The sequence below is a fragment of the Roseateles sp. genome, assembly GCF_052436255.1.
In the GTDB taxonomy this organism is placed as follows: Bacteria; Pseudomonadota; Gammaproteobacteria; order Burkholderiales; family Burkholderiaceae_C; genus Pelomonas.
Window position 1 is genome coordinate 15983 of sequence record NZ_JBQVNP010000061.1, and the last position, 13293, is coordinate 29275.

At 59.6% G+C, this 13293-nt stretch carries 9 protein-coding genes; 7 read left to right on the forward strand and 2 right to left on the reverse strand.

Annotated elements, in window-relative coordinates; genetic code table 11:
* The first annotated feature begins 1549 nt into the window (after positions 1-1549).
* The 7 genes from ACT6S0_RS15015 to ACT6S0_RS15045 all read left to right on the forward strand — a co-directional run bounded on the left by ACT6S0_RS15015 (position 1550) and on the right by ACT6S0_RS15045 (position 10948).
* A complete protein-coding gene (locus ACT6S0_RS15015; RefSeq protein ID WP_444764607.1) occupies positions 1550-2212 on the forward strand; it encodes an inovirus Gp2 family protein in 663 nt (220 codons plus the stop codon).
* A 246-nt stretch (positions 2213-2458) separates the two neighbouring features.
* On the forward strand, positions 2459-2677 hold the full coding sequence (locus ACT6S0_RS15020) for a helix-turn-helix domain-containing protein (protein WP_444764608.1): 219 nt from the start codon (positions 2459-2461) through the stop codon (positions 2675-2677).
* Entirely contained in the window at positions 2678-4864 is a 2187-nt protein-coding gene (locus tag ACT6S0_RS15025) for an N-6 DNA methylase (protein ID WP_444764609.1), read from the forward strand.
* Complete coding sequence (locus ACT6S0_RS15030) at positions 4861-6108, forward strand: restriction endonuclease subunit S (RefSeq protein ID WP_444764610.1); 1248 nt, start codon at positions 4861-4863, stop codon at positions 6106-6108. Before ACT6S0_RS15025 ends, ACT6S0_RS15030 begins: the two co-directional genes overlap by 4 nt.
* The gene (locus ACT6S0_RS15035; RefSeq protein ID WP_444764611.1) at positions 6105-6881 is read left to right on the forward strand and encodes a DUF3800 domain-containing protein; all 777 of its coding nucleotides are present in this window, start codon (positions 6105-6107) and stop codon (positions 6879-6881) included. The genes ACT6S0_RS15030 and ACT6S0_RS15035 overlap by 4 nt, the downstream gene beginning before the upstream one ends.
* A gap of 171 nt (positions 6882-7052) precedes the next feature.
* Positions 7053-10349, forward strand: coding sequence for a type I restriction endonuclease subunit R (locus tag ACT6S0_RS15040; RefSeq protein WP_444764612.1), 3297 nt, complete (start codon positions 7053-7055; stop codon positions 10347-10349).
* Positions 10350-10432: 83 nt separating this feature from the next.
* On the forward strand, positions 10433-10948 hold the full coding sequence (locus tag ACT6S0_RS15045) for a DUF6933 domain-containing protein (protein WP_444764615.1): 516 nt from the start codon (positions 10433-10435) through the stop codon (positions 10946-10948).
* Between the two features lie 189 nt (positions 10949-11137).
* Here ACT6S0_RS15045 and ACT6S0_RS15050 read toward each other — a convergent pair whose 3' ends face one another.
* Positions 11138-12061 carry a recombination directionality factor gene (locus tag ACT6S0_RS15050; protein ID WP_444764613.1) on the reverse strand — a complete coding sequence of 308 codons (924 nt, stop codon included), beginning with the start codon at positions 12059-12061 and terminating at the stop codon, positions 11138-11140.
* Between the two features lie 75 nt (positions 12062-12136).
* Positions 12137-13138 (reverse strand): YqaJ viral recombinase family nuclease, encoded by a 1002-nt coding sequence (locus ACT6S0_RS15055; protein WP_444764614.1) that lies wholly within the window; start codon positions 13136-13138, stop codon positions 12137-12139.
* Positions 13139-13293: the final 155 nt, after the last annotated feature.

The window sequence follows — 13293 nt, forward strand, 5'->3', positions numbered from 1 at the left end:
GCCCAGTGCGATCAGCTCTCTTGGGCCGTGAGCGCGCTGAGCCTTCTCAAGCGCTCTGTCGTGTGAACAGGGTTCAGCGCTTCTTGCTGAATAAGGACTTCGAGGACGTCGGTTCGCGTAATTCCGAACTTACGCGCGAGACTGTCCAGCTTGGATATCGTCCTCTCCTGCAGTACAAAATTGCACTGACGTTTCCCCGTGCTGCTGGCTCGCCGTTGCTGCTGCTGAAATAGCCCCCTGGCCTTTTGATTGAATAGCGTTATGTCGGCAGGGTAAATGCCAAGATGATCGAGAGTATTCAAAAGGGAGTCATGGCTGTTGGGGGGCGGAATGTCCCGCGGCACCATTGTGAAACGGTGAAGCAACTTCTCCCAAAACCATATGCGTCGGTGATCTCCATCCTCGCCATCAAGCCAACTAAGACGGCGATCTAAATTCTCTTGCTGGCGCCAAGCCGACTCCATGGAAAGGACTGCGTTACGTCTCTGGCTCATGTCTCCGGTAGAGCGAGAAGACCAATAGTCCACCAACGCAATGGCCCGGCTTGACCCAGTAAGGTGATGGGGAATGCGGTCGTCAATCAGTAGGCTAGCAGCGGGTCCATTGGTGACGTTAGTCTGTGCAGGCTGCATCGCGAATTTGATGTACCTCTGAACCCAGAAAACTTGCCTCTCACTGCCAGTGAGCCAATTCAAGTCGCGGTCAGGGATCCATGCCGAGTGCACGGCGGATTTCGTGTGCTCCAAGAGAGTCAGATGGGTGCGCAAGATTTCCCAGCATCGTCGCTGCGGATAGTGCGTTGTTTGCCAGAGTTGTGGGTTAACTCCAGCCTGGCACAAGCTGATCCAGACGAAGTTGTCGACACGCGCGCACTGTTCTGGCGTACCAAGCAAAGCCGCAATGTCGTCTTGATCTCGGATAGCCATCATCTGCCCTTTCGCGCTGCTGCCGTCGGAGGAGGCGAGGGCCTCCTTGGGTCTGCTACTAGATGCCATCTAGATGCCAAACAGATGGTCTGAAGAACGATAGTAGATCAGAATTAGACAAGAAATAGATCCTTACGAAGCTGTAGCCTTAGCAGGTTCGTCGCCGAGTTCGTGAAGGCTTGCCGCCAAACTGCCGTAGCACCGAAACAGGCCGCCCAATCGTCGGATGCCTGAGCCACTTCGCCGCCGTGCGGCACTCACCTGACGCCGCCTTCGTTCTGTGGTCGTCAACACTACAGGGCATGACTCAAGCGAGTTGCCTTTTAAGCCATGCTCGTCGGGCCGCACATGACCTAATGGAGCAGCTATTTCGTCCAGAGTCGTGTGCCTGAATTTGGGCGGGCGTTGCCTATCTTGCTGCTTGCAATTTTTCCAGAGTACTAGTCGACTGGAAATCATCCAATTTCACCACGATTTTGTTGGCTTGGTTCATTTGAATCCATGGCTGGGTGTTTTTGCAATACTCGGTATTGGTAGTATTAATTAAATACTATAAGGAGGAAAAATAAATCACCTGCCATCAATTGATTGACTCGGTCCAATCAACTTGAAGGAGGGGTAGCATGTTTCCGCATCGTCATTCGCTCAATAGGGGGCAAAGCTTATACTGGAGCTCGACATTCAACGACCTTCCGATCATGGTCGAGCATTTGCCCATGGTCAGTGAAATGCTCGAATCTCTGTACTCGGTCACTGCATGTGCGTTGGCGCAGTACCCCCGAGTGTTTGCATTTCGTTTTGATCTTCATCTGCCAACTTGGATGGATGGCGCGCCGGAAGGCTTTGTTAATACTGCTCTATCCAGGTTTTTCGAATCACTCAAGGCAAAGATTCGGCATGACCGGGCACGTGCTGCAAAGAAGAATGGGTACGCGCACGACACCGTCGTGAGGTACTTCTGGGTTCGGGAGGTCGGCGATTGGGGACGCGTCCACTACCACTGCACGATCTTGCTGAACGCCGACGCCTACAACTGGCTTGGGAACTTCCAGTCTGCGGGGCAGAACATGGCTACCAGAACCTTCGGGGCATGGGCAAGCGCACTGGGCATCCCCGTTGACCAGGCCAAGGAGCTGGTGCACTTCCCGGAGAACCCATCGTTCCTGCTTCGACGCGGGGATCCAGGTTCAATCGCGGAGTTCTTCCATCGCGCGAGCTACACGTGCAAGGCTGCGACGAAGCAATCCGGCTGCGGTCACCACGGTTACGGCTCCAGCCGTGGTTGACCTCTTTCTGAGGTCCAGCTGTGGGCAGCTGCATGTGAGGCATGCCGGTCAGCGAGGCGGTGATGCGCTGTGTTTCCTGCTCGGACTTCACCGACAAGGCCACATGCCCCCAGCCCTGGCCATGAAACCCAGTGGCTGGCCCTGGCGTGAGAACGATCGACGCTTGCCTTGGCATATTGTTGACACAACCTTGATAGACTGAAGACGACTCAAAACAACCCTGGCCGACTGCCACAAAGCACTCCGATGAACACCGAACCTTGGGTCACCGCCAGTGAGGTTGCACGGCACTTGGGTGTTGTGAAGGAGACCGTCTACCGCTGGCGTGAGCGCAAGGCGCTGCCTGCACACAGGATCGGTCGGCTGTGGAAGTTCCAGCTTTCCGAAGTCGATGAATGGGTGCGCGCGGGTGGGGCCGACGAGGGTGCTGCGGCCAGCGCTGAACAGAACAACGAGAACGATTGAATGAACGTCCAGCAACTCGAAAACGAACTCTGGGAAGCTGCTGATCAGCTGCGCGCCAACTCCAAGCTGACCGCCGCTGAGTACGCGATGCCGGTGCTCGGGCTGATCTTTCTGCGCCATGCTGACAACCGCTTCAAGGCCTACCTGCCTGACATCGAGGCCGACATCCCTCCTCAGGTTCCTGCCGCTCAGCGTGAGGCGCTGATCAAGCTGGGCTTTCAGGGCAAGGCGGCCATCTACCTGCCGGAAGCAGCGCGTTTCGACCGCATTGCCAGCCTGCCGCAAGGGGCAAACGTCGGCGAGGTGATCGACAGCGCCATGGACGTGATTGAGGCCGAGTACGAGGTGCTCAAAGGCGCGTTGCCGCGCGGCTACCCGGCGTTTGAGACCGACCTGCTGGCCGAGCTGGTGAAGATCTTCGACCGCCCCGCGATCAAGGCGGCTACCGGGGATGTGTTCGGCCGCATCTACGAGTACTTCCTCAACAAGTTCGCGATGAGCGGCGCGCAGGAAGGCGGTGAGTTCTTCACGCCGCCCTCATTGGTGCGAATGATCGTCAACATCATCGAGCCGGACCATGGCTTGGTGCTGGACCCGGCTTGCGGCTCAGCAGGCATGTTCGTACAGACCGGCCACTTCATCGAAGACGTGCGCCATCAGCAGGCCAACGACACAGTCACCTTCCACGGCCAGGAGAAGAGCGACACCAACACCAAGCTGGCGCGCATGAACCTGGTGGTGCATGGGCTAGATGCGTCCAACATCCGCCAGGGCAACACCTTCTATGACCAGGCGGATCACCTCATCAGCCAGTGTGACTTCGTCATGGCCAACCCGCCGTTCAACGTCGACGGCGTGGACACCAAGAAGGTGGAGGGGCAGGTCAGCCCCATCGAGCAAGGCGGGCGTCTGCCCTTCGGCCTACCCGGCACCAATGCCAAGACCGGTGCCATCAGCAACGCCAACAGCCTGTGGATTCAGTACTTCTACGCCTACCTGAACGACACGGGCCGCGCCGGTTTCGTCATGGCGTCCAGCGCTTCAGACGCTGGCAACAAGGACCGCGACATCCGCGAGAAGCTGGTCAAGACCGGCCACGTCGACGTGATGATGGCCATCGGCAACAAGTTCTTCTACACCCGCAGCCTGCCTTGCACGCTGTGGTTCTTCGACAAGGGCAAGCCGCAGGACCTGCAGGACCAGGTGCTGATGATCGACGCGCGCAACGTCTACCACGTGGTGTCGGCGCGCTCGCACATCTTCACTGACGAACAGCACGCCAACCTCAACGCCATCGTCTGGCTGTACCGAGGAGAAACCGAAAAGTTCGTGGCGCTCATCGCGCGCTATCAGCGACAGGTGGATGAGTGGCTGGCAGCCGTGCCTGATCGCATTGCCGCCGACACCGCAGCCGTGGACAGCTTGGCAACGCAATTGCAGTCGTTCGCGCAGGGCGCCACGCTGGCTGAGCTAAATGCCGACCAGCCCGAGGATGCACGCCTCACCCGAGCCCAGCTTGACGCCTTCAAGGGCGACCTGGCCGCCGCGCAGTCCGACGCGCACGCAGCAGGTGCCATCGCAGCGCTGCTCACCGCTTGCACACAGTGCCGCGCAGCTGTAGCTCAAGCCGACCTCATAAGTCACACTGGGCAGGTGGCACTTCAAGCCACGCTTGAATCCCTGGCGCCGCAGCTCAAGTCCTTGGTCAAGACCCTGGAAGCGCGCCACAAGCAGTGGCTCAAGCTGCTGGACATCGCAGAGAAGCAGCTGCGCGCTCGGCAAAGCAAGGCCTTCGACGGCAAGGCCGCTCGCGAAGCCAAGCGCGCGTTGATGGCTGCCGACTCAAAGAAGAACGAAGAGCCCACGGTGCGCGACGTGGTGCTCGATGCGCTGAAGCAGGCCGCCTACTTCATCCATCAGGTGCACTGGCTGCACAGCCGCTTTCCGGATGGCGTGTTCGACGCTGTGCCGGGCCTCTGCAAGGCCGTCACGTTGGAGGAGATTGCAGCAAACGACTATTCACTCACGCCGGGGCGCTACGTCGGTGTGGCGGCGGCGGCGGCCGAAGGCGAGGACGGCTTTGTCGAAAAGCTTCGAGAGATCCACGACGAGTTGGCCGAGTTGAACGACAAGGCGGTGGAATTGGCGGGGCGGATCGCCGGCAACTTTGAGGAGTTGCTGGGATGAGTTGGCGAGAGGTTCAACTCGGCGATGGGCTTCACATCAAGCACGGCTTTGCCTTCAAGGGCGAGTACTTCGCTGCTGCCGGCGAACACTTGGTGCTGACGCCCGGTAATTTTCTTGAGAAAGGCGGCTTTCGAGTCCGAGATGGTAAGGAGCGCTTCTATCACGCCGACTTCCCAGAGGAATACCTACTGGCTGAAGGCGACCTGATTGTGGCCATGACCGAACAGGGAGAGGGCCTGCTTGGCAGTGCGGCTCGCATCCCATTGGGTGGAAAGTATCTGCACAACCAGCGACTAGGGCTGGTGCAGATCACCGACCCAGAGTTGCTTGACAAGAGGTTCCTCTATTGGGTTTTCAACAGCGCTGACGTGAGGGCGCAGATTCGGGCAACGGCAACAGGAGCAAAGGTAAAGCACACAGCGCCGGAGCGGATCAAGAAGGTTCGCCTTAAGTTGCCTGCATTGAGGGACCAGCAGGGGATCGCAGCTGTGCTTGATTCCTACGACGACCTGATTGCCACCAACCAGCGACGTATTGCATTGCTCGAAGATGCCGCTCGCCGCCTGTATCGCGAGTGGTTCGTGCACCTGCGCTTCCCTGGCCATGAGTCAGTGCGAGTGAAGGATGGGGTGCCGCAGGGATGGCGCGGAAAGAGATTGTCGACCGTCGCAAACGTCAACAAGCGATCAATTGGTGCGAGGGATCGGCCCGACTCGATTCTGTACATCGACATTTCATCGGTGACGCCAGGGTTGATCCGTGAGGTCACGCCATTCGCATTTCCTGATGCCCCAGGACGGGCACGACGTCGCGTCAGGCATGGCGATGTGATTTGGTCCTGTGTTCGGCCAAATAGACGTTCGTACGCGCTGATTTGGGAACCAAGCGAAAACCTAGTGGCGTCGACAGGGTTTGCGGTGCTTTCGGCATCAGACGTGCCCTTCAGCTTTTTGTATTTCGCAGTGACGACCGACGAGTTCGTTGGCTACTTGGAGCAGAACGCGACCGGCGCTGCCTACCCTGCGGTTACAGCCAAGACTTTTGAGGATGCAGAGATCGTCGTTCCCGATGCCGGCGCGTTGGTAGCGTTTGATCGTCACGTGCTTCCCATGCTGGAGCAAATGGAAGCAATGAAGGCGCAAAACATCAAGTTGGCTCAATCCCGAGACGTACTGCTCCCCAAGCTGATGTCTGGCCAGCTTGATGTCTCGGGCATTCGTCTTCCCGAGGAGGTCATGGCATGACCGAACCGGCGGCGAGCTACGCCGTTCCAAGGGCCGGGGGCGGCCATAGCGACTACATCGTGTACGTGGACGAGAGTGGCGACCACAGCCTCACGTCCATCGACCCGGACTACCCGGTATTCGTGCTCTCGTTCTGCATCTTCCGCAAGGCCGAGTATGCGCAGGCGGTGACGCCCGTCATCCGACAGCTCAAGTTCGCCACCTTTGGCCACGACATGGTGGTGCTGCACGAGGCGGACATCCGGCGCAAGAAGGGTGCGTTCTCGCGGCTGTCGAAAGAGCCGCGCGAGGTGTTCATGAACGCGCTCACTGACATCATCGGCGCGGCCGACTTCCAGCTGGTGGCCGTGGTTATCGACAAGCGCAAGCTCAAGGACCGCTACAACAACCCAGCGCACCCGTACCACCTGGCGCTGGAGTTTGGGCTGGAGCGTATCTATCGGCTGCTCAAGGGCGCCGGTCAGGATGACGCGCTGACCTACATCGTCTGCGAGGCGCGTGGGGCCAAGGAAGACGCCGAGTTGGAGCTGGAATTCCGCCGCATCCGTGACGGTGCGAATTACTTCCATCGCCCTTTGCCGTTCGACCTGATCATTGCCGACAAGAAGACCAACTCGGAAGGCCTGCAACTGGCTGACCTGACGGCGCGGCCCATCGGCTTGACGGTGCTGCGGCCGGATCAAGCCAACCGAGCAGCAGAGGTGTTGGAGGGGAAGTTCTACCGGGACTGGACCGGCAACAAGCTGGGCGTGGGTTTGAAGGTGTTTCCGTGATGGACGCAAACCGCACCCCAGAAAGCAGAAGGGCCCCTGTAGTACCAGGAGCCCAACGCCGGCCGCGTAGTCGCAACCCATTTGATAGGGATGATACCGGATCGCCCATGATTTGACAAGATACCGGGCTACGGAGGACTCGGAGCCAGGCATCAGGGAGAAGCAAAAAAGATGGCCAAGAAGGACTATTCCGAAGACCTGTTGATCCAGGCGCCAACCGCTGAGTTGCTGGAAAAGCAGCTCGGCTGGCAGAGCGTATTTGCACAGGACGATGAGGACTTCGGGCCAGACAGCTTGCTGGGCCGAAGCAACGACACCGAGGTGGTACTCAGCCGCGAGGTGTTGGCCGCTCTGAAGCGTCTGAACCCCGGCCTGCCCCCTGAGGTTTACAGCCAGGCGCTGGCGCAGGTGCTGCAGGACGACATCACAAAGACGCTGACCGCGCTGAACGAAGAGAAGTACAAGCTGCTGCGCGATGGGGTGCCGGTGAAGTACCGTGACGCTGCAGGTCGCTTGGTGGACAAGCGCCTGCGTTTGATCGACTTCAAACAGCCCGAGAAGAACCACTACCAAGCCGTGCGGGAGCTGTGGGTTCGGGGGCGCCTGTGGCTTCGCCGCCCGGACGTGATCGGTTACGTCAATGGCCTGCCGCTTGTGTTCATCGAACTCAAGCGATTCGAGGTGCACATCGACAGCGCCTACAAGAAGAACTACAGCGATTACCTGGACACCATCCCGCACCTGTTCCATTGGAATGCGTTGGTGGTGATCTCCAACGGTCATGACGCGCAGTACGGGTCACTGACCAGCACGCGAGAGCACTTCTACCGCTGGAAGCGGCTGGACGAGGATGACCCGGAACCGGCCAAGGACCAGCCCCTGTTGCCCATCCTGCTCCAGGGCATGCTGGACAAGGTCCGCTTGCTCGACATCGTCGAGAACTTTGTGCTGTTCGATGCAAGCGAAGGCGGCACTCACAAGATCGTGGCCCGCAATCATCAGTACCTCGGTGTGAACCGAGTGATTGACCGTCTCACGTCTGACGATCCAACGATCAAGGCGGAAGTGGCAGCTGGGCAACTCGGCGTGTTCTGGCACACGCAGGGCTCGGGCAAGTCGTACTCGATGCTGTTCTTGACCGAGAAGATCCACCGCAAGATCTCGGGTAGCTATACCTTTGTGGTCATCACCGACCGCACCGAGCTGGACGATCAGATCGCCTCCACGTACACCAATGCAGGCCGGGCCAACAGCAAGACAGACCAGGCCTCCAGTGGCGAGGCCTTGCGCAAGATGCTGCGCGACCAGAATCGCCGTTATGTGTTCGGCCTGATCCAGAAGTACCGTGAGCTGGTGAAAGAGGCCTACTCGGAGCGGGGCGACATCATCGTCATCAGCGACGAAGCACACCGCACGCAGTACGGCCGCCTGGCGCTGAACATGCGCAAGGGTCTGCCGCATGCCAAGTTCCTGGGCTTCACGGGCACGCCTCTGATCGATGCCGGCGAGAAGCAATTGACCCGCGAAGTTTTCGGCGACTACGTGTCGATCTACGACTTCCAGCGTGCCGTTGCTGATGGCGCGACCCTGCCGCTGTTCTATGAGAACCGAGGCGAGAAGCTGAAGATCGTCGACCCCAAGGTCAGTGAACGCATCGCAGAGCACATTGAAGCGGCCCGGCAGAGCGCGACCCTGAACGATCCTTGGACCGACGAAAAAGAGGAGAAGCTCTACCGAGAGCTGGCACGCGACTACCCCATCCTCACCTCGCCGACGCGGCTCGAAAAGGTGGCTCAGGACTTCATTGACCACTTCCACCAGCGCTGGAAGGTGGTGGACACCGGCGGCGGCAAGGCCATGGTGGTCTGCCTCGACAAGATCACCTGCGTGAAGATGCACGATCTGATCAAGGCCAAATGGGAGGAGAGGGCAGCGCAGTTGGAAACCAGCGTAGCCGCTGAAGAGGCGCTGTTCGCTGCCAAGGGCAAGGCGCTGCCGAAGTTGCTGCAACAGCGCCGCGAACAGGTCGAGTGGATGAAGGCCACCGAGTGCTGCGTGGTGGTTTCGCAGGAGCAAGGGGAGGTGGCCGAGTTCGCCAAGTGGCGCAACTTCCGTGATGAGCCCTTGGACATCGCTCCGCACCGCGAGAAGATGGTCAAGCGCAACCTGGAGAAGGAGTTCAAGCAGGCTGAGAACCCGTTCCGCATCGCCATCGTCTGCGCCATGTGGCTGACAGGCTTCGACGTGAAATGCCTGGCCACGCTCTACCTCGACAAGCCGATGCAGGGGCACACCCTGATGCAGGCCATCGCTCGCGTGAACCGCGTGGGCGGTGGAAAAAAACATGGCCTGATCATTGATTACAACGGGATGATCAAGAGCCTGCGGAAGGCGCTTGCTACTTTTGCACAAGGCGACCGTGCGGGTACGGGCAAGGGCGACGGCGAGCAGAACACCGTGCGCGATGACGCGGAGGCGTTGGCCGAGTACGCGCAGAGCCTGAAGGCGGCCAGAGAGTTTCTGGAGAGCCTGGGGTTCGACCTGGACGGACTGATTGCCGCCAAGGGATTCGACAAGCAGCAGCAGATCCTGGTCGCAGTCAATCTGCTGTGCGAGAGCGACGAGCGCCGAAAGACGTATCAGGTGATCGTGGAAGATGTGCAGGCCCGCCACAGAGGCTTGTTCCCGCACCCCGGCCTGTTCGACTTCGATGCTGAAGAGAGCGCTGTCAACGCCGTCTACAACAAGCTGCAGGATGCGCGCGAAACGCCAGACGTCAGTGCGTTGCTGCAGGACCTTTACGAGGTCGTCGACACGGCCCTGACCACAGATGGCAAGCCGGCATCGACTTCAGAGAATCAACGGGTCGCACGTTACGACCTGTCCAACATCGACTTCTCGCGCCTGCGGGCTGAGTTCGAGAAGTCTCCGTTCAAGAACGTGGTTACGCTGAACCTGAAGGAAAAGATCGAAGAACGGCTTGCAGTGATGGTGGCGCGCAACCCGACCCGCGTTGATCTGTACGAGCGCTACCAGGAGATCGTCCAGGAGTACAACAAGGACAAGGACGCCGCCGAGATCCAGAAGGTCATGGATGACCTGTTCTCCTTCAATGACAACCTCAATGAAGAAGAGAAGCGCTACCTGCGCGAAGGACTGGAGAGCGAGGATCAGCTGGCCGTGTTCGACCTGCTTCAGAAGGACAGCCTGACCAAGGGTGACCGCGATGCGATCAAGAAGGTGGCCAAGGAGTTGCTGGACAAGCTAAGCAGTGGGAAGCTGCAGATCGATCACTGGCGCGAGAAGGCCACTGCTCAGGCGCAGGTGAAGGCCGAGATCATCAAGCACCTGTTCGCCAACTTGCCATCTGGCGCGTACGACGCTGACGAGATCAACCTGAAGGCGAATGCCGTGTTTGCGCACATCTACACGTCAAGCTTTGCGGCGGGTGCCCGGACCTACCATTGATGGCCGCAAGTCGCTGAACACCCCTCAGAAAGCGAGCATTGGCCGAGCTCACCCGGTGGCGCTTGCCTTCACTTCTTCCCATCTTGTTCGTCCTTCGCTGCACCCAAAAGCTCCTCACCAGGCTCAATTGCACGCCTGATTCTGAGCCACCATTGACGGACACAGCCCTCGGCGACTGGTACGCCAATCTGATCCGCGTTGGTCGAATCCAGGTGGTGCTCGCTGTAAGCGAGCGAAGCTTGCTGCCCGTCGTTGTGCCGGCACGAGACGGCAGAGCCCTCGTCCAGCGGCTCCGGGAGGCCTTGGCACCGATGCTCTTTGCTATCGGTGTTCCACCGGACGATGTGACTGCCGAGTGCGGTGCCATGCAACGCTGGGCCGTTGGAAAGACGGCAAATCGCCGTGTACTGGGATCGCTGAACGACTTGGCATTTCAGCTTGAAGCCGGGCTGCTGAATTTCCCGGATCGGACGCTACTGGCGCAATCGCTCTGGTTGGCCAAGACCCCTCTGAAGTTCATCGACTATGCGGCTCCCGACCAGGCAACGACTGCCGCCTTCATTGCGCGCAAGGCACTGCATGCGGCCATCGGGCGGTGATCGTTCCGCTCGTTTGCGGGCGGCGGCACGCTTCCAAACACGGTGTCAGCATTGTTCTGGCGCACGCCTGGAGCGCACGTCTGGTGCCTGCGGCTTGCGACGATGAATCGAAAACCTTCTACAGAGCAATACCCAAGCAAAAAAAAGAGACCTCGGCCCGACCGGGCAAAGGGGGTCTCTTCAATGGCCTCAGGACGCGCTGACGTTGCTGGGCGACTGGGCCGCTTGCTTGCTGAGCCGCTCCACCTTCTCGTGCAGCTTCCGGCTGAGTCCTGGGGAGCGGCTGTGTTCCTGCGAGACCACGTCATCGCCTTGCCCCTCTTCAGGATGGAACTCGTCGACGATGTCCAAACCTTCCTCTGCGGACTCCTCGAACGCCCCATTGGCCAAGCCTTGCCGCGCCGCGTCATCCAGGGCTGCCTGATCGAAGCCCACTGCCGCCCGTGTTTCGGCGAGTTCCCTTGCAGAGGCAATTGCCTCATTGAGCGTGCTGCCCGTGCGGACCGTGATGTCGACGTAGTAAAACGGCGTGCGGTGCGACATCGAAGTGGACTTCCCTCGCAGCCGCAGCTCCAGAGGAAGGGCCGATAGCAAACCGCCAGACACAGCGCTGAAAAGCCCAAGTTTGGAGGCCAAGGTCCTGATGCTGTTGTAGCCGGTCGTGCGGAAAACAAAGGTGCCAAGTTCGTCGTCATCGCCCACTGAGACGTTAAGGCGTCCAAAAGGCTTGCAATGGCCCCCAGAAGCCTCGCAGCCGTCAGGGGTAGGGCATGGCATCACCTGGATGCCCGAAAGCGTTGTACGCCTGCATGTCTCACCGTCGCCCACGCAGAGTGGTCGCCCTGAGGCTCGATCGAACCAGGTGTAGTTCGCACGGAAGTTGAGCGCTGGATCGTTGAAGAGCAGTCTCACCGGGATGCTGCGAAGCTTGCTGGTCTCCTTTCGAAGCAGCGCATCCTGTGGGTGAAGAACCCAGCCGTCCTTGTTCTGGACCTGGCTGGTTAGGGTGAACTCGTCGTCCTTCTCCGGCAATCGCTTGCCGTTGCGTTCGACGGCCTTGCCGATGGAGATGCGGCCAATGACGGGTGGCGTGATGGCCAGGCCTTTGAGCATGATGAATTCCTTTGCGTACTGCGGCCAGACCCGATCGCCTTATCGGCGCTCCGGGTCAGTGCCAGGTTGATGGATTCAGGTCTGCACCAGGAATCGACGCGATCCAGGCTTGACCAGTGGGTATTGCTGGATCAGTTCCGGCTTGTCCTTGAGCAGCTTGGTGACATCGAGAACGCAAGCGTCCTTGCTCCGTTTCCAGCTCACCTCGCCGGTCTCGAACAATGCACGCGTCGCATCGCCCATGCGCTGCTGGATGCGCTGCTTCAGCTGTGCTTCGAGCTGGGTCTGCGTCTCGATGGTGTGCCGAACGGCGATCAAGTCCGAAAACACACTGGACAGCTCCAGGTCCTGGGCCAGATCGATCACCTGACCGGTGTCCTGCGGGTACAAACCGCGCAGTGCCTGATCCGCCGCCTGGGATCCATCTGCCGGAGGCTGGCGATCCTGCTCGACGTAGGTCCAGAACTGCCGCTCCAGCTCGATCAGGCGTCGGATGAGTTCTTCGTCCCGTTCGATCCGATGGATCCGCAACTCCTGTCCGCCGATCAGGACCGCGACATCGGCGGCTTGCTTGCCGGTGACCGCAAGCTGGTGCATCACCTGCAACTGAACGTACTCGGGAACGCCGTTCTGCCACAGGCGTGCGCCATGTACCCCGGCGGTCTTGCACTCCAGGATTTGCACATCGGCGACCCCCATGACCTCTCGGTCGAGATTCGCAAGCATCCAGGATTCACTGGGGTGCTGCAGGACGGCGTTAATGCGCCGCACGCGATTGCCCGTTCGCTTGGTGTAGTGCGCCGCCACGATGGGCTCAAGCAGCGTGCCCCAGTACATCGGGCTAGCCTCGTCGTGAGGATCGACCTGCGGCAGCATCTCGGAGCGTCCTGTCTTCTCCATCCAGAGAGTGAGCGGATCCTTGTAAGGCGAAAGGCCCACAGCTGCTGCAGCGTCCGAGCTGCCGATGCCGCGACGGCGAACGTCAAGCCACTGCTCGCGGTTCAAGTCGTTGGTCTTGACGAGTTTTAGCGCCGGCCGGGGTCGGGGCAATGCGTTGGTTTTGAGAACATGGGCCATAAGGCCTCCTATTTGTAAGCGGTCAACAAACCACGCCCTTGTGCACCGGGCGTTGAGCTGAGAGCCTACGTTCCCACTTGCATCGAAGTGGGAACGTAATGTCGGATGATCTGCAAGACCTCAAGCGGCGCCTCGTCGTGGGTCACAAACGCGGC